This is a genomic window from Brasilonema sennae CENA114 (assembly GCF_006968745.1).
Lineage (GTDB): Bacteria > Cyanobacteriota > Cyanobacteriia > Cyanobacteriales > Nostocaceae > Brasilonema > Brasilonema sennae.
Genome location: NZ_CP030118.1, coordinates 6,179,338 through 6,203,748 on the forward strand (window position 1 = coordinate 6,179,338; position 24,411 = coordinate 6,203,748).

Here is a 24,411-nt window from a genome sequence, read left to right on the forward strand (position 1 = left end):
GTTTTAATCCTTGTTATTTAGTTGGTTGTGCTGAGTTCCAATTTGATTTCCGTGGATATTGACATCTCCTGTGTTGAGGTTGCCTACACGTTGAATGATGTAAGTTGACGATTTAGAAGTTTCTGATTTGGTTTTTATTTCCTCCTCAACTGGGGGAGAATGAAAAATTTTATGGTTATAAAACTTGCAACGCTCTTGAATTTCTAAAATAAGATCTTTCATCTCATATATTGCAACTAATAGTAAATTTTGCATTTGAGGTATAAATTTACTTTCTACAACTTCTTCTACTTGTACAGGGTTACTAGAGACTAATGATTCTTCATATAAAACAGAATTGATTAAGCGATTTTTCTTGATTTGTTCCAATGCAATTAAGCGATTTTTCTTGATTTGTTTCATTACATCAATAGCACTTGAACAAATAGATGATTCTTCATCGTTTAAAGCAGAAATCAGAGCATCTGTTATTAACTGATTGCTATGGTTTACTTCAGCAAGTTCTCCTAAAGCAATTACAGCACTCTGACGAACATCTGAATTTTCATCATTCAAAGCTTTAATTAAATGCTCTAATACCTGCTTACAATGCATCTTTCCTAATGCTTTGACTACATTAGAACGCACAAAAAATTTTTCATCCTTTGATGCTTGTATTAACGCATTAATTACCTTGTCATCACGGAATTTACTTACAGCTTCTGCCGCTCTAGAACGTACAAAAGCTTTTTCATCATTAAGTGCTTTAATTAAGGGAGTAATTACCGTATAACTGCGAAATCTTCCTAATGCTTCAACTACACCAGAGCGCACAAAGTAATTTTCATCTTCTACAATTTTGAATAAAGCACAAGCTTCTGCATCCGAACCTATATTTCCTAATGCCAAAGCAGCATGATAACGTATCCTAAAATCTTCATGTTTTAATGCTTTTAACAAGAACGAAATCGTTTGATTAAATAGCTCTTCTCCTAGTACTGCCTGTGCTTGGTAATTTCGGGGCTTTAAATATTGATCAGATCCTTTCTTGTTTATTAAGTTTTTATCATTGAGCAATTTCACTAAATTCAAAACTACCACATCAGATGATTCTATATTTTCTAACTCAGAAGCTATTCTTTCACAAAGAATATGATTATTATAATCTTCGTAAAATTTAGCTTGATTCCACTCTGCAGTATGTTTGTCTTCCCATTCCAGCAACTCAGACATTAGCTGATCGTCACCGATACATGATAAAGCTTCAGCTAAACTATAAACATTGTCATAATCTCGATTATCCCGTGCTTGCTGCAATGGCGATCTGGCTTGTTCAGAACGAGTCATTCCCAAAAGTTCAATCTTAAGTCTTTGGTTAACCTCCAACCCCAAAACCAACCCCACTGTCTTCTCCTGAAACTCCTCCTTCACCTCCCCCGCTAACCGCGCACCTAACATCAAATCCACATTCAACGCTAACTGCACCACCCGCACCGCCTGCGCTTCTTTGTCCACCAACGCCAACATCAGTGCTAGAGGTTCTGTCCACTTCAAATAATTGAGATAATCCCGTTTCAACTTCTCATTACTAATTTTGGGAAGCTGCTGGAGTAAACATTCTGCCGCGTAATATTCCTGAAGCAGCTGGTGACGAAACTCTATTTGCTGATTGCTGGCAATCTGGATTAAATGGTGCTTGAGCAAATCCTCTAACCATTCTCTCGCCCGACTCGCAGGATAATCAACTTTACCTTCAAGGAACTTCGTGAAAATTGCTTGCGCTTCTTGCCTCTCAATCGTGACTCGCAACTCTGTAGGCGTTTCTGCCTGCATCATCGCAAACGCCAAATGCTGCAATAACTCCTGCCACCAGCGGCGCGACTCACCAGAAACCGGGACATCATCTTTGATTTTGCCGTCATAACTCTGGGCAAAGCAGCGAAACACTAAACCCAAATTCGGTGGAACATTGCCCGTTATTTTAAATAACTCACACAGCATCCATAGCAGCAACGGCGTTTGCCCGAACTCCCGCAATCTTCCACCCAACCGCCGCAGCATTTCCTCACCTTGTTCTGGCAAATAGGCGCGGACAAACTCCTGCATCTGTTCTTCTGTCAACGGCTGCATTTCCAGCTTTTTCTTAATCCCCAAATCACCACCTACGCCCAAATCCCGCGTGGTGAAAATCATTGGTGTGTGCGGGTAATTCTGGCAAAAGGTTTTTAACTCTCGCCGTGCATCTTCATTGGGTAACTCGTTGAGTCCATCCAGCAGCAGCAAAAATTGCCCCTGTCGCAACCAAGTTTTTAAAGTTTCGCTGTCAAAGGTTAAGTTGGGATCGTGGCGCAAGAGGAAGTTTTGAATAAGCTCAAGGACAGAGGTGTTGTATTGACGGAGTTCTACTAGTATGGGCGTTGCAGTTGTTGGGGAGATTGCTGAGTCCTTCGGACACGCTTGGCGAACGTTTCGCTTCGCTTCACTCGCAATGACAGAATTTTCCGCTTCTTCCAGCAATAGCCGTGCTAAAGCTGTGGACTTCCCAGAACCTGGTCTTCCGACAAGTAGCACATGAGTTTCAGAATATTTACGTAATCCTTCCTGCACTGGGAGGCGTTCTGTTTTCTCTGGTGTTTCGCGTTTCTCCTGCTGCTGAGGCTGTACCGTTTGCACCATTAAGCCAAAATCAAAAGGCGACGCTACACTTTTAGGCTGTACTGGTTTAGACCCTTCCACATCCGTGATGGTGTACAAGCTCCACCAATAATGGTAAGCATTACACACAGATTGCAGGTATTTTTGAAAATCTGCGCTCATGCAGGAAGTTGACTGATTAATGACTGATGTTATTTCCTATATCTTTTATAGCGTTTTATTTTAAGGTTGATACAAATGCATAGTAAGGAGCAGGGGGAAAGAATTAGAAACAAATTATTTGTATCAAATGTTTCGTGAAACGGTATTAGAAAAATTATAAAGAAAGCATTCCAATGGTGTGAAAGTATGCGAGCATCTTGCTCGCGTACTATGACAAGCCACCAATATGCTCGCAGTGCATCTGGCATAAAGAGCGAACATTTGGCATGCTGTCAATTATAAATTCTCCAAATCAACCTCAAAGGTTTGTCCTCCCAGCGTCACCTTGTCGCCTGATACTAATTTCCGTCCTCGTCGGGTTTCAACTGTATTATTAACTTTGACATCGCCTCCTTGAATGAGTAGCTTAGCTTGCCCACCAGTTGGTGCGATACCCACGAACTTTAAAAACTGGTCGAGTTTAATTGTGCTGGCGCTTGTGTCCATAAATCCAATAACCTAACTACGATTATCTATTTGAGCACGCTGCAAACTTCCAGAGAAGTCCACGTACACAGTCTTCCATTCTGTAAACACATCCAAAACAGCAGAACCAGCTTCCCGGTGTCCGTTTCCAGTTTGTTTGACACCACCAAAGGGCAAATGAACTTCTGCACCAATCGTAGGACCATTGATATAAGTGATCCCGGCTTCAATATCGCGCATAGCGGCGAAAGCGCGGTTGACATCGCGGGTGTAGATTGAAGAAGAAAGACCGTAGGGAGTGTTGTTGAGGATGGCGATCGCCTCTTCAAATGAACTCACCTCTATCACCGCCACCACAGGTCCAAATATCTCTTCACAAGCGACTCGCATCTTGGGAGTGACTTGATCAAGAATAGTCGGTTGAAAAAAGTAACCGTGTTGTAATTCTCCCTCAGTTGCGATTTCTCCACCAATCAAGACTTTTGCACCTTCTTCACGAGCAATATCCAGATACTTGCGCACCCGTTGAAGTTGCGTTTCGTTAATAATTGGACCTATATCAGTGTTGGGATCAATTCCTGCGCCCAAGCGTAACTTACTAGTGCGCTCTTTAAGCATAGCGGTAAATTTCTCTTTGATGTCGCGGTGCAAAATCAGGCGACTTGTAGCAGTACATCTTTGCCCAGTTGTTCCAAAAGCCCCCCAAACTGCACCCTCAAGAGCAAGTTCTAAATCTGCATCTTCCATTACAATTTGAGCATTTTTACCGCCCATCTCCAAACAAACTCGCTTGTGAGTGCGTCCGCAAGTCGAGGCGACAAAAGCACCCGTCTCAGAAGAACCCGTAAAAGATACCAAGTCAACATCAGGATGTTCAACTAAAGCTTTTCCCGCTTCTTGTCCCACCCCATGCACCAAATTGACAACACCTTCAGGAAAACCAGCTTCTGCAAAAATCTCAATAAGTTTCGTTGCACAAGCGGGGGTATCCTCAGCGGGTTTGAGGATAACAGTATTACCGCATACCAAAGCTGGCATCATTTTCCAGCAGGGAATAGCGACTGGGAAATTCCACGGAGTGATCAGGGCGCAAACTCCAACGGGTGTTCTTACCGTCATCGCGAATTTGTTGGGCATTTCTGAAGGTGTTGTTTGCCCAAACAATCGTCGTCCTTCACCAGCATTGTAAAAAGCGCAATCAATACCTTCTTGAACATCTCCCCGTGCTTCCGTCAGGGGTTTACCCATTTCCCGACTCATGATTTGGGCGAGTTCTTCTTTGTATTTTTGTAAAAGTTCTCCCACTTTATGGATATATTCTGCTCTTGCTGGCGCGGGGACAAGTCGCCAACTGCGGTATCCCTTGCGGGCTGCTGCGACTGCATTGTCAACATCAACTGCTGCAGAACGCGGGAAAGTCGCAACAACTTCCCGGCTATCAGCAGGGTTACGACTTTCTAGGGTGTCAACACAAGCAGCATTCACCCATTCAGCGGCGATGTAATTGCGACAAGTCAGGGGAGTGATCATGATATACACCTCCGGATTTGAGATGCACTGGAACATTTGCACCAGTTTCGCTTGATTTATCGGTTGTAGTCAAGTCACACCTCAGGGTAGTGAACTAAAGGCAAAACGACATCTTATCTATTTTTATCTCACAAGTGCATAAGTCACTTTCCGTTGCACCTATTAAGAATGTAGAAGGAAGACAAATCAGCTTAACTTTCTTTCTCAATCATACCTAAAAAAATTACATGATACCTCATATGAAACCTCGCAGAGCAATATTTGCTCTAGTTCCGCTTGCTCTTTTACTTAACAGTTGTGGTCGTGATTTTCCCTCAGTTAAAAATGTAGGAAAAATGGCTGATACGTTGGATAAAACATCCTCAAATATAGCTGATGACATTTATAACTCTTGCATAACAAGAACGAAATACATGTCTTTTCTGGTAGCTCCACCCTCTGGAGCAGATCGAAGCTCATCAGGTCCAGTACGAAAGCGAGAAGAAGAAGAAACAATTTGTGAGAATTCCAACAGACCGGCTGTCAATAATGTTAAACAAGCAAACTCTGTTCTTGTAGAATATTTAAAAGCTTTGGGTAAAATTGCTAGCGGTGATACTGTATCTTTCGATAAAAACTTTGATGCTCTTGGTGAATCACTCAAGAATTTAAAAATTCCGCAATCTAACGGAAAACTCTCTAGTTTAAATAACTCTGATGTTGACGCTGGCATAAATATTGCCAAATTTATTACCAATGCATTCACAAGGGAATTTCGCCGCGAAAAGTTAAAAAAAGCAATTGTGTGTACCGATAAAGATATACAGACTTATATTGGTGCAACATCTGGTGTAAAAGATTTAGCCTCTAACGAACCTGCAAAAGGAGGCTTAACAGGACTTACACAACAGGCTTATGTTAACGGAATTTTGAAAGCAGAAGAGCTAGAAATTCGAGAGTACGTTGTTAATTACATAGGTGGGGTTACAGCAGTTTACCAGGAACGACCTCTAGATTTCATCACGCTAGAAGAAAACTATAACAAGGCTATGGATTCTATCAGAAGTAGAAGAGATGCTGCAGAAAACTATGTAGAACTACTTCAGAAAATAGCGAAAATGCATAGCGATCTGAAAACGGAGTTTCAAGGTAAAGGTAAAGATCAGCTCGATGATGCCCAGTTACCAAACTATTGTCAAGACCTTTACACACCTAAGGCAGATAAATCAGTGACTAAAGAAAAAGCAATTAGATACGATGAGGAGGAAATCAAAAATGTTGGAAAAATAGTATCTGAATACGAAAGAAGCTTAGAACCTTTAATTCAAAAAATGCAGAAAGGTTTATAACTTAAATTTGTGTCCGAAAAAGTTTCATTCTTACTCACAGTTTTAATATAAAAGGAGATGTAATATGGTAGGGTTTACTCTGAAATCGAGTGAATTGGAAGACTTGAAGACTAGGATGATCGAACTTGTTAATTCAATCCGGGATAGAAGAGAAGAGTTAGTTGTAAACTTTCAGATAAATCTGTCAAATTCCTTAAAAATATCAGACTCGGCAGATCGTCTTATTCGTAGTATAAATAAGATAGCTATTGAACAAATTAACGAAATACGAACTGATTTACAGGAACCAGCAAAAAAAATAACAAACGTCACGGATAAGTTAGGCGCTGCTATCGAAGAACTGCAAGAAGTGAATAAGTTGGTACAAATTTTAACGAATCTTACAAACCTTGTTAACGTAATTTTAAGCCCAGCTTCAGGACTGGTAAAAATTGCTGGAATCGTAACTCAGCTTGATAAGCTTACATAGGATAAACTTTCAGCAGATTCGTAGAAAACTTTCGCACAGTTGAATGGACTTAAAAAGCAATCGAGGAGGAGACAGCAGGAGATAATCTTTTTGTCTCCTTCCTCCAAATGCGTAAGTCCTATTTTTATCAAAACCCAACAAAATCAAAAGCCAACAAAGATTTTTTATGGAATCAACGCCAACACCCCAGCCGGAGAACCCAAACCATCACGCAACAGCAACACACCAATTGCCAAAGTTGCTCCAAATATTTGTATCCAAAGAATCTTTTGTGACACATTTTCTGTAAAATAATTACCAGCTTTCATAATTAACTGCGTAATTATAATGAATAACACATTTGCAACTTTTGCTGCTTCTGTCGTTGTAAGTGGTTTGACTGCGTTTGGTCTTGGTTTGTCTCCTGCTAGTGCAGTTCTTTTGATTGGTAACACTAGAGGTGACAATGTAATCATGTATGATGAGCAGAATGGGAACTTTCTTGGCGAGTTCGTTAAAGCAACAAGTGGCGGTTTAAAAGATCCAGATGACTTGAACTTCGGTCCTGATGGTAACTTCTACGTTAGCAGCGGAACTACCCCTGAAACTTCTGCAATCCTTCGCTACAACGGAAAGACTGGAGAATTTATCGATGTTTTTGCCTCTGGTAACGGTTTGATTCGCCCCTATGGTGCAGCATTCGGTCCCGATGGTTATCTTTACGTCGCGAGTTTTTTAAGTGACGAGATTTTACGTTTCAACGCCACCACAGGAGTGTTTGTTGATAAATTTTCTCAGGGAAATGGTCAACCTGGAGGTTTGAATGGACCAAACGATCTGCTTTTCGGTCCAGATGGAAGCTTATATGTCACGACTCAAGGTAGTGTTGCTGTTGATGGCGTTCCCACTTTTCCCGGTTTACCCAGCCAAGTGCTGCGTTTTGATTTAGCAACCAAAACGTCTACTGTCTTTATTGAACAGCCAACACCACTACCAGACAGCCCTCAATTTGTTAGTCTCCTTGGGTTAACACTTGGTTCCAAAGGTGACCTTTTTGTGAGTGACTTTGCTAACGGAATCAGAAGATATGATTTCAAGACAGGGCAGTTACTGGATGTTTTATCCACCAATTACACAAATACACCAAGTAACAATTTCATTGGTAATTTAACCATCGATCCTAACAATATCCTCTACACAGTTGGGTTTGATACGACAAACAATAACTTTGGCGCAATCCTGCGTTATGACGAAGTGACTGGAAACCCCTTACCCGCCCCAAGTCAGTCTGGTTCCGTCTTCGTACCTACTAACAGTCGGTTGTTGCGTCCCGTTGGTATTACTTACGCCTCCATAACCGTACCCGAACCAGCTTCAACAGTAGGTTTACTGTCTCTCGGGGCTTTATATGCAGTTTTGCTTTTGAAGCGCAAATGCAGTCAAGTTATCTAAACCTCTGTAGAGGAATTATAAATTTACGGCACAAACGCCAACACCCCAACCGGAGAACCCGAACCACCCCGTAACCGCAACGCACCAATTGCTAGAGTCGCCCCTGTTGGCGGTAACTGGTTCAAATTCGTTAAATTCTCCAATACAATACGCGGTTTCTCCAACACCAAGGAATTAGTCCCAAAAGTAGTATCTTGCCCTGAATCTACTCCATGAGTATCAATTCCGACTCCGGCAATTTCGCGTTCCTCCAGCAAGAACCGTGTCGCATCGTTATCAAACCCAGGAAAATGCATACTTCCTTGCTCGTCCTGGTATAAAAAAGCTTTTTCATCCGACCATTTCTCTTGCCAACCTGTATACAGTAACACCACACAACCAGGCGGAATCTTACCGTAGCGTTCCTCCCAACTCAGAATATCCTCAACACAAAGAGTGTAATCCGCATTTACCAGCGCCTGTTCCCGAATATCAATAACTACGCCAGGGACAACCAACGACTCAGCAGAATACTCGTGAATCCCTACACCATCAAGGTGAAAACTGTTGGAAGCATTAATATGAGTCGCGCTGTGTTCTCCTAGAGAAAAACGCCGCAGATAATAACCATCCTTATGCAATTCCGCCACAGTCTCAAATTCAACTGGTGGATCACCTTGCCATTGAGGAATATCCGAGTCAATGACATGACTCAAATGTATCACCCGCGAATAAGCGATCTTTTTCTCCTCTTCTGTTCCTTCTCTGCTTCCTCTGCGCCCACCGCGAACTTTGCGGGAGGAAGATCCACACCGCAAATTGCTCTGGTGCGGTTCATTCTCAAAACCTGATCGCGTCAATCTCCCCAAAGTTGCTTCCATAATTGCAGGAGTTTGACCCATCACAGTAAAGACCAGCGCCTCACGGTACACCCGTTGTGCATTATGATGACTATATATAGCAGCACCACTAGAAACAGTCACCGCTGCATGAGCTATTCGTCCTGCAAGATCAATCGCCCAAGCCCGCAATTGTAAGCGTTCAGCAAATTCCAAACTAGAATTATTTTGCGCTTCGCGAACAGCGTTGCGACAGTTGTTCAATTCCTGTTGCAGAGAATCAAAAGCTTTTTGGATAAAAGGTAGAGGTTTTCTGCTGACGACAGACTCCACAATATCTAAACCAGCAAGGGCGCATCCCGTCGCCATAAAAACAGCTGCAAGAATATTCTTTTTATCGTTTTCGTGAATCCAACCAGCAGGTTTAATGAAAACAACACTTTCTGTGGGTAAGAACCAGTTTTTCAGGGTAGCGGTTACGGTATTAGCTGATGTCATCGCCGCTAATTGTGCTGGAGGTGAAAGTGTCAGCGTACCTCCTGAGTGTTGATGTGTTTCGACTAACGGGACAATACCATAAACAGCGCCACCATCTGGTAATGTGGCAGCAATGATAAATTCGCCAAAAAATTCCCATCCTGTCACCCAAGGAACAACCCCATTAAGTTGATATCCCCCAGCAACCGGTGTGGCTACAGTCAGGGGATCACCTGCGCGTCGCAACTGGGAAAAACCAACACCCAGTAAAACTTGACCGTTGCCCATACGGGGGAGGTATCTTTCCTGTAGGGACGAGTTGGCACTAGCAACAAGCATACCAGCCGCACTCTGGTGTTGAGTTTGCAAAAAGACTAAAGCACCAGAATAGCGTGCTAATAGTTCTTGGAAGGTGCCATATGTCTGTTCACTAACTTCTTTTCCACTCCAGTGACGTGGAACCTTGAGTGCCAAAAGGTCTAATTCGCCAAGACCTCGGAGTGCATAGAATAAAGTATTTGGATCATGGTCTATCTTGTTCGCTTGAGGTACAATTTCTTTGAGCAAGTAGGACTTGGCTGTATCTAAGAGAAAGTGATTATCCTTCAAAGTCTGTTCTAATATTGCTTCGATAGGATTGCAAAGGTTTACTTGCTACCTAGTAGCAGAAACAACCCTCCAATTTCTGGAGTTATCAGATTTTGGAGGGCTTAAATGTTGCAGCAAAAAGTGAATTAGTAATAAGTAAACAACGTCAATATTAAGTTTAAGTTAAGAAAAGGTTAAGAAAAGGTAAAAAAATGTCATGCGAAGAAACTTCTTTAACGATCAAAAAGTCTCAAATGTCAAGTTTTTTGAAATGAAATGATACCAATTCAAAAAATGTTTGCGACAGATGGAACGCATTAAGCGATTACTAGTAATTGTTTGAAAATCTAAAATCTAAAATCTAAAATCCAAAATGGTATAAGTTGTTCTTAGATTTGAAAGGTGTCAAGCAAGAGTTAAGCAAGTATAACAGTGCGTTGAATGGAGAGTTTTGTCACAAGCACTAAGGATCTGTTACAGAAGGGAGTTGCTTGGGCACAGTTGGAGCAGTAAACTCAGTTACTCTGGGAGTGGTTTGCGATGGGTTATCTCTTAGCCGCCCAATCGGCATTGGCGCGGATCGCCCACCCCAAACAGGCGAAGTCGATTGGGGACGAAATTCTACAATGTCGCGTTTAATGGTGATATCGTAGCCACCAAAAAAGTCATGTCCGAGAAGCCCAGTTTCTAAATCCGCGTTTGCGATCGCCACAGAAACATGATTCACTTTCGCCCCTGCAATTTCCATCGAATCCACATAACCGATAGGAAATTCCACTGCTTTAGAATTTGCTGTGTTTGCCTTAGCCTTTCCAACTTGCACCACTCCCAAAGCATTTGCCATATTCTGGGTGATCACTGTGCCACTAGCTCCAGTATCTAAAATCATCTCAAACGGTTGAGTGCCATTAAAGGTGACTTCGATAATTGGCGTACCACCAATTCGTCGTTTAATCTGGGCTATATACACCAGTTGTTCGTTTTGTCGTTTAATTGTTGGTGGAACAAACACCTGTTGTTGTTTAAGCGGTGTTAGTGGAGTCACCTGTGGTAATGGTGGTTGGAATTTTTCTGGTGCTGCGGCAGGTGTTTTGGTGATAGTTGGTTGGGTAATAGCTGGTGTCACAGTTGGTGTCACAGTTGGTGTCACAGAAACTTGAGGAATGGCAGCTATCCTTTCTGGTTGCGCTTGTTGTAACGGATTGATAGGGGGGACGGCTTTGTGTATTGCATTTTTGAGATCAAGCTGGTAATCTAAGATTTTTGCTTGGGCGTTTGTGAAATCAGGACTATCAGCTGGCACTTTTTTCATTAAGGCGATCGCATCTGCAAGCAGAATTGCCACAAAATTCCAATCCTCAGTCGATTTAGCTGATTGGCTGATGTTGAGAGCTCCAACAGCTTTGTTCAGTCCCTGTTCAAAATAGTTAACTGACATCTCTCTGGTGGGTTGCACCGTCGGCTGTGGTTGTGGAGTAGCACTTGGAGGTGCCATTGTCGCTACAGGGGATGCAACGCTTTGATCTTTAGACGCAGGTTGCTCCTCATGACTTGTAACGCTAACCTGTTGCTTTCCATTACAGGCAACAGTCAAAACCGCTAGTGTGGTTGACAGAAGAACCAGCGCTGCTCGGGATAAGATAAACTGATGCATGATTAATTATAATTTTACTTGCGCTTCGGCGTAGAAATTTTCTGCGACTGTCTATTATTGTTGGAAGATTTTATATGTCATGCTCTTAAATTTTAGTTTGTAAAGTACGGGGTAAGAATTTCATAATCTGTAAACGGACAGGTAAAGTGATGAAATTAAAGCTTAATTATTTTGTAACTCGTGTTTTACCTGTCCTCCATTAAATTTCCATACAGCAAGCGAGCAGGATGGTTACCAATACTGTTTTTTTAATTTGAAATTTGGAATGAGCGTAAAGTGTGTGCCCAAGGCATAGGGCATTTTTGAAATTTTGAACTGTTTACCTGTCGCCTAATCACAAATCTTGGAATGTTATCGCTTATGTCTGTTTTTGACGCAATACCTGCTATTTTTGTTTTGGCAGATGGAACCACATATCGTGGTTGGTCTTTTGGTGCCACTAGAACCACGATTGGGGAAGTTGTCTTTAACACTGGTATGAGTGGATACCAAGAAGTCCTGACAGACCCTAGTTACTGTGGTCAGATAGTTGTTTTTACTTATCCTGAATTGGGGAATACTGGCGTTAATCTAGAGGACGAAGAATCAAGTAAACCACAGGTGCGGGGTGCTATTGCTCGCAATATTTGTACTCGACCAAGTAATTGGCGCTCAACACAATCCTTACCAGAATACCTAGAACAGCAGCATATACCTGGTATCTATGGAATTGATACCCGCGCATTAACTCGTAAAATTCGGGAGTTCGGAGCCATGAATGGTGGTATTTCCACAGAAATTCTGGATGAGGCTGAATTGCTAGAGCAAGTACAGGCAGCCCCTAACATGAAAGGATTGAACCTTGTGCACGAGGTTACCACCCCAGACATATATGAATGGTCTGATCCCACCCAGCCAGTATGGGAGTTTAACCCTGCTTGTCAAGAAAATTCCGAGGAATCTTTTACTGTCGTCGCCATTGACTTTGGGGTAAAACGCAATATTTTGCGTCGTTTAGCAAGTTACGGTTGTCGGGTTATTATTGTTCCCGCAAATACCTTACCAGAAGAAATTCTCAAATACAATCCCGATGGAATCTTTCTTTCTAATGGTCCTGGCGATCCAGCATCTGTCACCGAAGGAATAAAAACCACAAAAGCGTTACTGGAGACTAACAAACCGATATTTGGTATTTGTATGGGACACCAGATATTGGGTCATGCACTAGGAGCGGAAACTTTTAAACTAAAATTTGGTCATCGTGGTTTAAATCAGCCAGCTGGTCTACAACAAAAAGTAGAAATTACCAGCCAAAACCATAGCTTTGCAATTGATCCAGACACTTTACCTAACAGCGTTGTAGAAATTAGCCATCTTAATTTAAACGACTTGACTGTTGCTGGATTACGTCACAAGTCTTTGCCTGTGTTTTCCGTACAATATCATCCAGAGGCAAGTCCTGGTCCTCACGATGCTGACTATCTGTTTGAGCAATTTGTTCAAACAATGCGAGCTGCTCGTCGAGCAACAGTTGCCAAAGTAGGATAAAAATGAAGAAAGTCGCGCAAGGGTAAGGGGACAACAAAGATGAGGCAGACAATAAAAGTGAGAAAGTGAGGGAGCACAAAAGGCAGGGATCATTTTCCCTCACCTTTAGGGTATACCTATGGCTAACCCCAGTTACCTACCTTCTGATTACCCTCAAAGCATCACCAGTCTTACTGTGTGGCTCTCTACTTTCCTCTTTTCCCCTATATCCCATCTTCCCTGCCAGTAGGTTGTAGACAACCTACACTAAAACCATCTATACTTGAGCGTTCACCATAACTTATCTGGAGGGAATTATTGCTGAGCCACTTAATCTAACTGTAAGCCTGAGAGGCACTCGTGAAGTCCGGGATAACTGCCAGCTATTCCGCCTCACAGGTTTGTTAGACGCGTTTTCCGAACCGACATTTCGCAAGGTTATTGGGAGCAAGATTGACGAGGGACCAGGGCACATTATTCTGGATCTCTCGCAAATCGATTTTGTTGATAGCTCTGGCTTGGGTGCTTTGGTACAGTTAGCCAAGCAGGCTCAAAACTCCAAAGGCACTTTCCAAATTGTCACTAATGCCCGTGTTACTCAGACGGTCAAGCTTGTTCGCTTGGAGAAGTTTCTCGCCCTACAACAGTCAGTTGATACGGCTCTAGAAAACGTCAAATCGTCTTGATTCCTTGACCCGAGAACCTTATATAGCTATCCGATAATTTAATCTGGATAGCTTAATTATTATTAAATTAGAATTTGTGATTTTGCGTAATGTTAACTCATAAAGTACGGAGCGAAATCGTAAAGTACAAATATCTCGGGTTGAGAAACATAAATAAATAGTGTATAAGGCTCAAAAACCTGTGATTGTATGCTATAATCTGAAGATATAAACTCCATTTCATAAGTCATAACCTTATAATTTAAGGCTTTTAAAGCATTTTTACTTTTAGGTTCCAGATAAATAATTATGGATCTATCTGGTTTTTACACTTCACACCTCAGTGCTTTTAGTATATGAAATGGTAACCAAAATTGAAAAAAAGATAAAATTTAGCAAGTAAATTTTTCAGCATTGACTATGCTTAGGTAAACCTGCCTAATGTAGCTTGTGAGGAAAGAAAAACTTGTGACATCAAAGGAGGAAAACCTACTAGATGGCTCAAATGAAATTCCTAGTCAGGATTCAGTTTGGTGTCAACTACTAAGGGCAAGCAAAGAGCAATTATTCCAAGAAATTTCACAAGCCCAGCTGCAACAAATATCTCCTACTGCTTTAGCTTACTTGGGAGATGCAGTTTGTGAGCTCTACGTTAGAATGTTTTATCTACTACCATCAAGGCGACCCGAAGCATACCATCGTCTAGTTGTGGCACAAGTCAGGGCAGAGACGCAAGCCAAAATGTTGGAGTCGCTGTATCCTCATCTAAATAACACTGAGTTAGAAATTGTCCGACGGGGTCGCAACGCTGCCACCGGACGCCCTAGGCGGGTTGATATGGCAACCTATCAACAAGCAACTAGTTTAGAAACTTTAATTGGCTACCTGTATCTCACCGATTTTGATCGCTTAAGCGAACTTTTGCAAAAACTTGACTTAGAAAAGCCGTAAGAAATTCAATTCACGAATCGCAAAACTTGCAGAGTCGGTTCAGACCAATTGAGATCACAACAATGCTTACCTATTAAGCTCTACCAATAACTCACATGATTGATAAACCAAGAAAAATTAAGACTTCTGGCGAAAACAATACTGCGCAACCCTTGAGAGTCAAGGGCAAGCGTGTCATTTCTCATCTGAGTCCCAATCCCAGAGGTAAGGGTGCTAACGGTTTGAGAGACAGCCCACGCCCGCATCAGAAATTCTTTGATTCATCTGTATCTTCTGATCAATCAGAAGATACAGATTTGATCTACGGTCGTCATCCAGTGTTGAGTGCTTTGGAAAGCGAGCGGGATCTTAACCGTATCTGGATCACTTCGCGCCTCCGTTACGATCCCCGCTTTCATTCGCTGATTTTACGAGCGAAAGAAAATGGCACAATTATCGACGAAGTTGAGCCTAAGCGCCTAGACCAAATTACAGAACAAGCTAACCACCAAGGTGTAGCGGCACAAATTGCTCCCTATGCCTACATTGACTTGGATGAGTTGATTGCCAAGGCAAAATCTGAAACTGATCCTGTGATTGTTGTGGCTGATGGAATCACTGATCCTCACAACTTGGGAGCAATTATTCGCACAGCAGAAGCATTGGGTGCTCAAGGAATGGTGATCCCACAACGTAGAGCATGTGGAATCACCTCCACAGTCATGAAAGTAGCTGCTGGTGCTTTAGAAAACTTTCTCGTAGTTAGGGCGGTGAACTTGCAACGTGCTTTGGAAGAACTGAAAGCTGGTGGCTTTTGGATTTACGGTACTGCTACAGAAGCAAGCGAACCTATACATAGCGTGAAATTTAACGGTCCTATTGTTTTGGTAGTTGGTTCTGAGGGCGAAGGTTTGAGTATTTTGACACAACGACATTGTGATTTTTTGGTGTCGATCCCCTTGCAAGGTAAGACTCCAAGTTTGAATGCCTCAGTAGCAGCGGGTATGGCGCTTTATGAAATTTATCGTCATCGCTGGATAAATACCCTATACGTGGATAAATTCCAAAAAATTTCTTTGAAAAAAGAAGAGTAAACAGAGTATAAAGAAATGTAAAGCAGTCAAAACTGGCAGCATTTAAAACCGAGTATCACATTTAGAAATTGGCGAGAACCATGAAAACTATTTGGAATAACTTTAAGGAATTGTTGATTAACATATTCGACAATTTTGGCTTGGCTTGGTGGGTGGAAGTTGTAACACAAAACCCCCGTTGCACTTACTACTTTGGACCGTTTGTCAGTTCTGCTGATGCAAAAGCGGCCATAAAAGGCTACGTAGAAGATTTGGAACTCGAAGGAGCCCAAGGAATTGGGGTTGATGTAAAACGCTGTAAACCAACTGCTTTGACGATTGCTGATGACCTGGGGGAACGGACTGACCGCAAAGTACAGCCTGTCTTTAGCGGTCAAATGTAATTAAATTCAGGAGAATTCAGTTATCAGTTATCAGTTATGAATTCACTGTTCATTGTTTACTGATAACCCTATGGCTAACGCCACGCCTTACGGCTATCGGGTATGCGCAAAGCGCACGCCTGGAGGGCGAACGCCAGTCGCCTACGGCGGGAAAACGTCTCATGCGCGCTGGACTCACTGTTAACTGTTATTGGTTCTTTTCTGGTTATAAGGCTATTTCGTAGTTACGCTTAGGCGTAACTACACACTGACAACTTTTTGGTTTTTCTCAAGCCAGCAGTCAATGTCGCTCAATACCTGGTTCGGGATTTCCCATGGGAAAAGATGAGCAGTATTAGGATAGCAGTGTGACTGACAATCTTTGAGGTAGCGAGAAGTTTCTAAGCTGGCGTCAGCTGTTATGTGGCGATCGCATGCACCAGCTAGTACTAAAGAAGGACATTGAATTTTTTCTAGCTCTGTTAGTCGATTGTACCCAGCCCCAATCGCCGAAAAAAGAGCGCGAGTCGCAGGAGCAGAAGTTTGTAAGTAGGCTGATACTGCATCTTTTGCTATGTAGCTGTAGGCTGCGGGAGTGTGTTGTTGAATCAGGTAGCGAAAGAGCGATCGCTTGCCAAAAGTTTCAATATTCCACTGCCAATCTGGTTTAATATAACTCAACAGTCCAGCAACACCGGTGTAAACATTATCTTGCCAGGTTATAGGCGGATGATTGCCTCTGGGTCGGGCAGCTGTCGCCACTAAAATCAGTCCAGTGACTCGTTCCGGTAGCTGTAGTGCTAGTTCCATTGCTAAAATGCCACCGAGCGACCAGCCCAATATTAGACATTTTTTAATTCTAAGGCGGTCTAAAAGCGCTTCCAGGTCAATCAAATGGTCGCGCATATCAAAATCGCCATTAAACCGACTCTTGCCATATCCACGCAAGTCTGGAGCCAAAGTTTGAAAGCGTTTTGACAGGTGATTGGTAAAGACACAAAGACTAGAACCAGAACCAGGATGACCGTGTAAGCAGAGAATTGGGAAGCCTTGACCTTGAATGTGAACGTTGAGGTCAACAGCAGATGAAGCTGTGTTGCTATGGCGAGAGTTCATCATTATTATGTTGCTTTATATAATTATGTCACATAGGCAAATTCCAGGTACATTTGTACCACGCACCACATGAATCAGTCATCTGTCAAAGGTCCTTGAGTTAGGAATTATGACTTTTCTACATACCTTCCTGCATAATTAATCACACACATCTGCCTGTATGTGTTGTGAATTCCAAAAGCAACTCCCGCTACCTTAAAAGCAGGATTAAACATATTTATTCTATGACCGCGATCTGGAACTCCATCGTCAATAATTAATTGCATGACAATATCTTGCGCCGTGTGGGAACCATAACTAATATTTTCTCCGGCGGTGCGTTTCCAAGTTCCGTAGCGGCTTAAGCGAGTAAAGGGATCACTCTTGTCGCTTCCTTTGTGACCAAGAATTCCTTTTGATCCTTGGTCTTTGACATGATCCTTAGCAGCTCGTGACATTCCTTTGGATGCTGTTAAAGGTCCGACTGGAGTGACTGAGTTGAGAAAGGCGATCGCCTCATCAACGGCTTTCACTCCTTCCTCTGTTTGTAAATAGACATGACGCGAAATTTTAACTCGATTACCTTCAAAACGTTGCCTATAGTTTTTTAATACAGCAGCATAAGCAGTGGGATTCGTTCTCGCCTTGTTCATTTCTACAATTACTTGTTGTTCAAGGCGAGAAAGAGTTTTCCCAGTTAGCGACACATCAGAATTTCCTTCGGGAATGTTAGGTACAGAGGAGTCAGGCTCAAATAATACATCACAAGATGTAGTCGATAGGGTGACGAGTGTAAATATCCAAAATACCATCTGAGGCGTCAACAACTTCATAAGTTTGGAGCAACCAGTCAATATAGCAGTTCCCAATTGGGTGTCATACAGATTGTTTGTAGGAGCTGTTCTATAGCTATTGATGTCAATTTAATAAGAAAACCCAAGTCGATAGCCTGTTCTTCGTAAAGAGGTTATGCCTGGTTTTAGGCATCCAACTTGCTTTGAAGGATGGCAACGAGAGAACCTGAAAGTCTTGTGAGACTTTCGTTTTGCCTAAGTTCACACCAATGTTCTATAGCGTGCTTCCACCGTACACCTGTATTGTATGCGAGTGAGAATCGCTATATGTCTTTATTAGATGCATGAATTGATGACTGGTTTCCAGGTAACTTAGTAACTCATACCACTGCGAACTGAAAACACGAAGACTCCTTGTTGATGACTATGGCACGCACTCGCATTCAGAAAAAGCAGTGGGATAAAGAGTTTATAAGCTCAAAGAGCCATGTTTAACGATGATCGCTGGCCGAAACAGCAATGTCTTTGTCTTGATATTCTCCGGCATAATTAATCACGCACATCGTTTTGTATTTAGCGTGAATCCCATAGGCAACTCCAGCCACTCTAAAATTGGGGTTAAAAATGTTTCTTCTATGACTACGGTTGGGCACTCCATCATCAACAAGTAATTGTATGACGATATCTTCAGCGGTACTAGAGCCATAGCTGATATTTTCCCCAGCAGTAGATTGCCAAATTCCGTAGCGATCCATACGAGTAGATGGATTACTACCATCGCTGCCTTGGTGACCTCTGGAGCCTTTTAAGCCATTATCTTTGACATGATCTTGAGCACCTAAGGACATTCCCCTAGATATCGTTAAAGGAGCAACAGGAGTCGCTGACTGAAGAAACCTAATTGCCTCATCAACGGCTGATAGCCCTTCGTGTGTTTGCAGGTAGCGCCGATCATAGATTTTGACTAGCTTACCTTGAAAGCGCTGTTTATAGTTCTCCAACACAGGAATGTAAGCCTTGGGATTTGCCCGTATTTTGTTCATTTCATTAATGACTTGTTGTTCTAATGGAGATAGGTAACTTGCCCGTCTCGGTCCAGTAGAATAAGCTTCTTGGACTCCAGTGGGGAGATTCTGTGTATCTTCTGCAACCGCTTCCTTAGATATCAATAGTTGAGAAGTGTAACTTGCAGCTAGAGCGATAGGAAAAAACACAGAAAATCCACTGCAACGCATTAATGACTTCATGATTTCTGTTCCACCGAAGTTAATAGGGTTATTTGGAATGCATCGCGTTTTGCTCATATTTACCATTTCTTAGTATAATTATACACATTTTAGTCTCTGCATTTAACATCCTTTGTAACCTTGTGAACTAAACACAACAAACAGTAATCCTAGCCTAATAGGGATTATCAGTGATGACTCAAGATGCAAAAAACTTAGACACCAGCAACTTTGATACTAAGCAAAACCCGATGAAGACTAAGAACTAGTGATGATGATTCAATACATTTTTCAGATCAGACAGCGACTATACACCAGAGAAATGTTGACCAGTGATCACAAACAAAGGGATGCCAGAAAATCCAGATCTTTGAGCAAGCCTTATATCCTTGATTGGGCTGTCACCACTGTTTCCTGACAGCCAGGCATCTGGTGAGTCCAGCGCAGCGGGAGGGCTTCGGTCGTCAGATCAGCTAAACGGTTTCCCGACAGCCAGGCGACAGGCGTTCCCGATCACCGTAAGGTGTGGCGGAGCACCATAGGGCGAACCCGACCTACTAGGCATCTGGTGTTGGAGTTCCCGAGCCACTGCGTTGGGGAGGCACTGCGTTAGACTGGTTCCCCGACTTGTAGACACCCGGAGGGCGGTGAGACAGCACTCTAGGAGGGGAGCCAGTGTGTTGCGGAGGGTTCCTCCGAGGGTGCACCTGGCGTTTTCCCAACAGAGGTGACTGCGTTCGCCCTTGGCGTGGTGCAGGCATACCCGAAGGGTTTTCCGCAGGGTAGCATGTGCCGACTTGTAGCATGTGGCGTCCCATTGTAGGAATTGGCGTAGTTTCCCCGATACCCCGACTTCAGACACCTGGCGTTGTCGGGGTGTCGGGGAATAGAGTGTTTTTTCGATTCGTAGCGGGCGGTGCGCCACCAGTTGAACTGCTTTCAAGAACCAAAAAATCTTTGACAATATCTGAACACAGGAACTCACCAAGTTGTTTTTCATGAGTCAATAGGGCGTTTTGCTGTTCTAATTGCTGAGTGATGCAATTTGCTGGATTTGTGGGAAGTGACCAACCCATAATCAAACAAACCAAAGATAGTGCAGTTAAGCAACACAGCCACTGAAGTCGTTTTCCAAGCCAAGACCAAGAAGAGAATACACACATAGAAACAATCGTTGTAGTTTATATTTCTACACTTATCTAGTATTATTCCCTGATATCAACCAGAATAGTTAATACTTTGCAAACAAATTAATTAAGTGTCTTCACTGAGTTTTTACAGTTCACAAAATTATCTCATAAATTTAGCAGCAAACAAAGTGTATTTTTTACAATTAGTCAATCTAGCTGCAGAATACGTCAAAAATGAACGTGATCTCGATATTGTTCAGTTAGTGGATAAGTAAATTTCACTCTGCTTTATAAAGAATCAGTGAATTTAGCAGAAAATATATATAGTTATTTTTAATAAAAAATAAACTATTGATTAAAAATCATCATATTTAAATGTCTTATTAATAGCTATTTAGGTAAACCCTTAACCTGCATCAACTCCAAACCCCGTTCAAATATTTCATCAATTGGCAACATTTGCTCATCAGTCGTCATAAATTTATGGTCTTTTGTTGCCTGAATAACAGAACCATCCTCTAGACAGTATTCAAAAACTTCTTGCTGACCGCGCTCATGCCATTGAGCAATAGGTTGTGTGTAAATATTTCCGTTATTATCAACTGTGTAGACGCTACACTCAATTCTTTTTTCTACAATTTGCCCAATAGGTAAAAAGCCATATTCTATGGTTAACACTTCTGTGTCATAGCTGAGACAATATTCAGCAAACTTCAACATTTGCTCGAATAAGTCTTCAGCAATTTGTTTTTTTACTCCATTTTTCGCAGCGCCATCCACAAACTTTTCTCGCTGCTTCATCATTTCCTCAACTTTCTTTTTACCCATTGCACGGCGCAGCAAATCTGCCTGTCCTAAAGAATATCCAGCCATATCTTGAGCAATTTTCATAATTTGCTCTTGATAGACCATAATTCCATAGGTCTCATCTAAGATCGGTTCTAAAATTTCGGTTTCATACTCAATATTTTCTCGACCATGCTTGCGGTTAATAAACTTGGGAATCAGTCCTGCATCTAATGGACCTGGTCGATATAGTGCTAAAATCGAGGAAATATCTTCTATATTGGAAGGCTTTAAATCGCGTACTATTTGCCGCATTCCAGAAGATTCTAATTGAAAGATACCTTCTAATTCGCCTGCTTCTAATAGTTGATAAGTCTTCTCAACCTCTGTTGGCAAGGTGCTCAATTTACCTTTCGCTAATCTTCTCTGAGCTTCTCTTTCATAACTCGTGATGTCATATGGGTCAATGGTAATTTTTTTGTGTAGCGAAATCAAATCGATGGTTTTCTGAATCATCGTCAAGTTTTTTAAACCCAGAAAATCCATTTTTAGCAAGCCCAGTGATTCCAAATCTTCCATGAAATATTGGGTGATCACAGAACCGTCGTTATTTTTTTGTAGTGGCACAATTTCATCCAACGGTTCAGCAGAAATTACCACACCTGCAGCGTGCACACCAAATGTTTTGTTTGTTCCCTCAATACGGATTGCCATATCAAGCCAATGCTGTACCTTTGGGTCATTATCATATTTTTCTTTAAACTCTGGTGATGGTGTGGCTTCAGAAATCATCACTTTAAGTTTGGTGGGTTTTCCTCGGGAAACAGGAATAAGTTTTGCCATTTTGTCTGATTCCCCATAGGGAATATTTAAGACTCTGGCAACATCTTTTAAAACTGCTTTTGAAGTCAAGCGGTTAAAGGTAATGATTTGGGCGACTCTCTCTTTACCGTATTTTTCTGTAACATAATCAATGACTTTATCCCGTTGTTCGATACAGAAATCTGTATCAATATCAGGCATAGATTTCCGTTCTGGATTGAGGAATCTTTCAAAGAGCAGTCCATGATGTACGGGGTCAATGTTAGTTATCCCCATAGTGTAAGCAACCAATGACCCTGCAGCAGAACCACGACCAGGACCTACAGAAATATTCTTGTCTCTCGCGAATTTGATGTAGTCCCATACAACTAAAAAGTAGCTGGAGAAACCCATCTTCTGAATCATTTTTAGTTCATACTCCAACCTATCTTTATAAGTTTGGTCAATTTGATTTCTAGATTTACTATTTAATTTTTGTAAAAGTCCTTGCCAAGCAACTTCTTCAACATATGTATCAGCAGTATGACCAGATGGGATGGGATAATTGGGAATGCGAGGTTCACCTAAAATTTGGTAAGGTTCGACTTTATCTGCAACTTCAACTGTGGTGAGCACAGCTTCTTCAATGACATCATCTGGTAAATGGTCGCGAAACAGCGCCTTCATTTCCTCAGCAGATTTCAGATATTCTGTCCCGCTATAACGCATTCGCTTATCGTCAGAAATCAATTTGCCAGTTTGAATGCATAGCAAAGCATCGTGTGCTTCAACATCGTAACAAGAAATAAAATGTGAGTCATTGGTGGCGATAATTTTAATACCAAGTTCCCGCGCAATTTTGACAATTTCTACATTAACAATCCGGTCTTCTTGGGAGCCGTGGTCTTGAATTTCTAAATAATAATCTTCACCAAAGACTTCTTTATACCACCGAGCAACTTTACGTGCAGCCTCTAATTTACCACTGAGAATTGCTTGCGGAACTTCTCCACCCAAACAAGCACTCGTTACAATTAAGCCTTCATGGTACTGTTTTAATAATTCTTTATTTACACAAGGACGGGAAAAAATGCCTTTGCCCTGCACACCTTGAAGATGAGAAATTGTTGTGATCTTGACTAAATTTTTATATCCTTTTGTATTTTTGGCTAAAACAACTTGATGATAGCGGGGACGGCGTTCTTGTTTTGTAATATCGCCGTTGATGATATACATTTCGTTGCCGATAATTGGCTTGATATTTTTATTGCGGCAAATTTTAATCAGTTCGATCGCACCATACATCACACCATGATCTGTCAGGGCTATTGCTTTAATCCCCAGTTCGATGGCGCGATCCGCTAAATCTGGCAGTTGACTTGCTCCATCAAGCAGACTGTAATCACTATGAATGTGCAAAGGGACAAAGGACATATGCGTTTCCAGCTAGCAGTGAAAAACACGAAGCGTATACCAGGGTAACGCAGTTTGTACCTGAGCGCGGTTATCTTATTTAGAATTTCTAATAATTAAATTTAATATCTAAAGTAATGCTGTAAGAACTGGCTCAAGGCGGCGGTAAAGAGTTCACAATACTCAATTTGTCTGAAAAGTGAATTATTATTCCCCTTTACCCCCTACCTTCAGCAAAGCCTTATAACTTAGTAGAACCAGGACGCGTTACTTCATTGGGATCGTGAACTACTCGGGTTTGAGAGCGTTTAGGAATAAGACCTGCAAGACCTGCAAGACCAAGTAGACCAAGCCAACCCCAGTCAGAATGGCTCTCGGTTCTCACCTCTCTAACGCCTTGATTATTTGTTGTCGTGTCTGTGGTGCTGCCAGTGCCTGTACCAGTTGTCCCACCAGTGGTGTCAGTGCCACTACCAGTTGTACCAGTTCCAGTTGTACCTGTACCAGTTGTCCCACCAGTGGTGTCAGTGCCACTACCAGTTGTACCAGTTCCAGTTGTCCCACCAGTGGTGTCAGTGCCACTACCAGTCATACCCGTCCCATTTGTACCAGTGCCTGTAGTGCCTGTGCCGCCGGTACCGCTCGTTCCTGTGCCATCTGTTGTCGTACCAGTACCTGTAGTGCCTGTACCTGTACCAGTACCTGTAGTGCCTGTACCTGTACCAGTACCTGTAGTGCCTGTACCTGTACCAGTACCTGTAGTGCCTGTACCTGTAGTGCCTGTACCTGTACCAGTGCCTGTAGTGCCTGTGCCTGTACCTGTAGTGCCTGTGCCTGTACCTGTACCTGTACTACCAGTGCCAGCACCACTACCAGCACCACTACCACTACTGCCACTACTGGCACCACCTGATCCTCCACTACCACCACCACCACCAGATTGGGCAGAAACAGGTAGAGTTAAAGTCAAAGTAGCTAAACCGAGAGCGAAGGCGCTAGCCCAAACATTTTTAGATAAATGAGAAAGTTTCATAGTTTTTGTTGATTTTGTGT

Annotated in this window: 21 protein-coding genes; 8 read left to right on the forward strand and 13 right to left on the reverse strand. The window is 42.2% G+C overall.

Annotation, left to right across the window (positions count from 1 at the left end; translation table 11 throughout):
- Positions 1–3 precede the first annotated feature (3 nt).
- The 3 genes from DP114_RS25740 to DP114_RS25750 all read right to left on the reverse strand — a co-directional run bounded on the left by DP114_RS25740 (position 4) and on the right by DP114_RS25750 (position 4,791).
- Positions 4–2,796: a HEAT repeat domain-containing protein gene (locus DP114_RS25740; RefSeq protein WP_171977464.1), complete on the reverse strand. Its 2,793-nt coding sequence runs from the start codon at positions 2,794–2,796 to the stop codon at positions 4–6.
- Between the two features lie 276 nt (positions 2,797–3,072).
- Positions 3,073–3,282 (reverse strand): RNA-binding S4 domain-containing protein, encoded by a 210-nt coding sequence (locus tag DP114_RS25745; RefSeq protein WP_169266629.1) that lies wholly within the window; start codon positions 3,280–3,282, stop codon positions 3,073–3,075.
- Positions 3,283–3,294: 12 nt separating this feature from the next.
- On the reverse strand, positions 3,295–4,791 hold the full coding sequence (locus DP114_RS25750; RefSeq protein WP_169266628.1) for an aldehyde dehydrogenase family protein: 1,497 nt from the start codon (positions 4,789–4,791) through the stop codon (positions 3,295–3,297).
- A 239-nt stretch (positions 4,792–5,030) separates the two neighbouring features.
- Between DP114_RS25750 and DP114_RS25755 the strand changes: the two genes are divergently transcribed.
- Together DP114_RS25755 and DP114_RS25760 are read left to right on the forward strand one after the other, a co-directional pair.
- Entirely contained in the window at positions 5,031–6,119 is a 1,089-nt protein-coding gene (locus tag DP114_RS25755) for a hypothetical protein (RefSeq protein ID WP_169266627.1), read from the forward strand.
- Between the two features lie 115 nt (positions 6,120–6,234).
- Positions 6,235–6,588, forward strand: coding sequence for a hypothetical protein (locus tag DP114_RS25760; RefSeq protein ID WP_216669938.1), 354 nt, complete (start codon positions 6,235–6,237; stop codon positions 6,586–6,588).
- A 164-nt stretch (positions 6,589–6,752) separates the two neighbouring features.
- Here DP114_RS25760 and DP114_RS35340 read toward each other — a convergent pair whose 3' ends face one another.
- Entirely contained in the window at positions 6,753–6,896 is a 144-nt protein-coding gene (locus DP114_RS35340) for a hypothetical protein (protein WP_246162770.1), read from the reverse strand.
- Between the two features lie 19 nt (positions 6,897–6,915).
- Between DP114_RS35340 and DP114_RS25770 the strand changes: the two genes are divergently transcribed.
- Positions 6,916–8,019: a Vgb family protein gene (locus tag DP114_RS25770; RefSeq protein WP_171977465.1), complete on the forward strand. Its 1,104-nt coding sequence runs from the start codon at positions 6,916–6,918 to the stop codon at positions 8,017–8,019.
- 23 nt (positions 8,020–8,042) lie between these two features.
- On the opposite strand, the gene DP114_RS25775 is transcribed toward DP114_RS25770, so the two are convergent.
- A complete protein-coding gene (locus tag DP114_RS25775; RefSeq protein WP_246162772.1) occupies positions 8,043–9,923 on the reverse strand; it encodes a cyclase family protein in 1,881 nt (626 codons plus the stop codon).
- A gap of 442 nt (positions 9,924–10,365) precedes the next feature.
- Complete coding sequence (locus tag DP114_RS25780) at positions 10,366–11,556, reverse strand: retropepsin-like aspartic protease family protein (RefSeq protein ID WP_171977466.1); 1,191 nt, start codon at positions 11,554–11,556, stop codon at positions 10,366–10,368.
- Between the two features lie 360 nt (positions 11,557–11,916).
- Here DP114_RS25780 and carA point away from each other — a divergent pair, with 360 nt between their 5' ends.
- The 5 genes from carA (at position 11,917) to DP114_RS25805 (ending at position 16,134) form a co-directional block, all read left to right on the forward strand.
- Positions 11,917–13,083: a glutamine-hydrolyzing carbamoyl-phosphate synthase small subunit gene (carA, locus tag DP114_RS25785; RefSeq protein ID WP_171977467.1), complete on the forward strand. Its 1,167-nt coding sequence runs from the start codon at positions 11,917–11,919 to the stop codon at positions 13,081–13,083.
- Positions 13,084–13,358: 275 nt separating this feature from the next.
- Complete coding sequence (locus DP114_RS25790; protein WP_169266646.1) at positions 13,359–13,748, forward strand: STAS domain-containing protein; 390 nt, start codon at positions 13,359–13,361, stop codon at positions 13,746–13,748.
- Between the two features lie 447 nt (positions 13,749–14,195).
- Positions 14,196–14,678: a Mini-ribonuclease 3 gene (locus DP114_RS25795; protein WP_169266622.1), complete on the forward strand. Its 483-nt coding sequence runs from the start codon at positions 14,196–14,198 to the stop codon at positions 14,676–14,678.
- A 95-nt stretch (positions 14,679–14,773) separates the two neighbouring features.
- Entirely contained in the window at positions 14,774–15,751 is a 978-nt protein-coding gene (rlmB, locus tag DP114_RS25800; RefSeq protein WP_171977468.1) for a 23S rRNA (guanosine(2251)-2'-O)-methyltransferase RlmB, read from the forward strand.
- A gap of 80 nt (positions 15,752–15,831) precedes the next feature.
- Positions 15,832–16,134, forward strand: a complete 303-nt coding sequence (locus DP114_RS25805) for a DUF1816 domain-containing protein (protein WP_169266620.1) — start codon at positions 15,832–15,834, stop codon at positions 16,132–16,134.
- 240 nt (positions 16,135–16,374) lie between these two features.
- Here the strand turns inward: DP114_RS25805 and DP114_RS25810 are convergent, their stop codons facing one another.
- The 7 genes from DP114_RS25810 to DP114_RS25840 form a co-directional block, all read right to left on the reverse strand.
- A complete protein-coding gene (locus DP114_RS25810) occupies positions 16,375–17,229 on the reverse strand; it encodes an alpha/beta fold hydrolase (RefSeq protein WP_171978299.1) in 855 nt (284 codons plus the stop codon).
- Between the two features lie 107 nt (positions 17,230–17,336).
- Entirely contained in the window at positions 17,337–18,041 is a 705-nt protein-coding gene (locus DP114_RS25815; RefSeq protein ID WP_171977469.1) for a CAP domain-containing protein, read from the reverse strand.
- A 452-nt stretch (positions 18,042–18,493) separates the two neighbouring features.
- A complete protein-coding gene (locus tag DP114_RS25820) occupies positions 18,494–19,237 on the reverse strand; it encodes a CAP domain-containing protein (RefSeq protein WP_169264297.1) in 744 nt (247 codons plus the stop codon).
- A gap of 548 nt (positions 19,238–19,785) precedes the next feature.
- Positions 19,786–20,046, reverse strand: a complete 261-nt coding sequence (locus DP114_RS25825) for a hypothetical protein (RefSeq protein ID WP_169264280.1) — start codon at positions 20,044–20,046, stop codon at positions 19,786–19,788.
- A 36-nt stretch (positions 20,047–20,082) separates the two neighbouring features.
- A complete protein-coding gene (locus tag DP114_RS25830; protein WP_169264281.1) occupies positions 20,083–20,391 on the reverse strand; it encodes a hypothetical protein in 309 nt (102 codons plus the stop codon).
- Between the two features lie 357 nt (positions 20,392–20,748).
- Entirely contained in the window at positions 20,749–23,379 is a 2,631-nt protein-coding gene (locus DP114_RS25835; RefSeq protein WP_169264282.1) for a DNA polymerase III subunit alpha, read from the reverse strand.
- Between the two features lie 220 nt (positions 23,380–23,599).
- Positions 23,600–24,391: a WGxxGxxG-CTERM domain-containing protein gene (locus DP114_RS25840; RefSeq protein WP_171977470.1), complete on the reverse strand. Its 792-nt coding sequence runs from the start codon at positions 24,389–24,391 to the stop codon at positions 23,600–23,602.
- Positions 24,392–24,411: the final 20 nt, after the last annotated feature.

Bases quoted from the DNA above. Each gene is read 5' to 3' on its own strand.
- DP114_RS25755 (WP_169266627.1), top strand. From the start codon at position 5,031: ATGAAACCTCGCAGAGCAATATTTGCTCTAGTTCCGCTTGCTCTTTTA.
- DP114_RS25825 (WP_169264280.1), bottom strand. From the start codon at position 20,046: ATGGGACGCCACATGCTACAAGTCGGCACATGCTACCCTGCGGAAAAC.
- DP114_RS25840 (WP_171977470.1), bottom strand. From the start codon at position 24,391: ATGAAACTTTCTCATTTATCTAAAAATGTTTGGGCTAGCGCCTTCGCT.
- DP114_RS25740 (WP_171977464.1), bottom strand. From the start codon at position 2,796: ATGAGCGCAGATTTTCAAAAATACCTGCAATCTGTGTGTAATGCTTAC.
- DP114_RS25780 (WP_171977466.1), bottom strand. From the start codon at position 11,556: ATGCATCAGTTTATCTTATCCCGAGCAGCGCTGGTTCTTCTGTCAACC.
- DP114_RS25820 (WP_169264297.1), bottom strand. From the start codon at position 19,237: ATGCGTTGCAGTGGATTTTCTGTGTTTTTTCCTATCGCTCTAGCTGCA.
- DP114_RS25760 (WP_216669938.1), top strand. From the start codon at position 6,235: ATGATCGAACTTGTTAATTCAATCCGGGATAGAAGAGAAGAGTTAGTT.
- DP114_RS25805 (WP_169266620.1), top strand. From the start codon at position 15,832: ATGAAAACTATTTGGAATAACTTTAAGGAATTGTTGATTAACATATTC.
- DP114_RS25770 (WP_171977465.1), top strand. From the start codon at position 6,916: ATGAATAACACATTTGCAACTTTTGCTGCTTCTGTCGTTGTAAGTGGT.
- carA (WP_171977467.1), top strand. From the start codon at position 11,917: ATGTCTGTTTTTGACGCAATACCTGCTATTTTTGTTTTGGCAGATGGA.
- DP114_RS25810 (WP_171978299.1), bottom strand. From the start codon at position 17,229: ATGAACTCTCGCCATAGCAACACAGCTTCATCTGCTGTTGACCTCAAC.
- rlmB (WP_171977468.1), top strand. From the start codon at position 14,774: ATGATTGATAAACCAAGAAAAATTAAGACTTCTGGCGAAAACAATACT.
- DP114_RS35340 (WP_246162770.1), bottom strand. From the start codon at position 6,896: ATGAAAGCTGGTAATTATTTTACAGAAAATGTGTCACAAAAGATTCTT.
- DP114_RS25830 (WP_169264281.1), bottom strand. From the start codon at position 20,391: ATGTGTGTATTCTCTTCTTGGTCTTGGCTTGGAAAACGACTTCAGTGG.
- DP114_RS25815 (WP_171977469.1), bottom strand. From the start codon at position 18,041: ATGAAGTTGTTGACGCCTCAGATGGTATTTTGGATATTTACACTCGTC.
- DP114_RS25835 (WP_169264282.1), bottom strand. From the start codon at position 23,379: ATGTCCTTTGTCCCTTTGCACATTCATAGTGATTACAGTCTGCTTGAT.
- DP114_RS25750 (WP_169266628.1), bottom strand. From the start codon at position 4,791: ATGATCACTCCCCTGACTTGTCGCAATTACATCGCCGCTGAATGGGTG.
- DP114_RS25745 (WP_169266629.1), bottom strand. From the start codon at position 3,282: ATGGACACAAGCGCCAGCACAATTAAACTCGACCAGTTTTTAAAGTTC.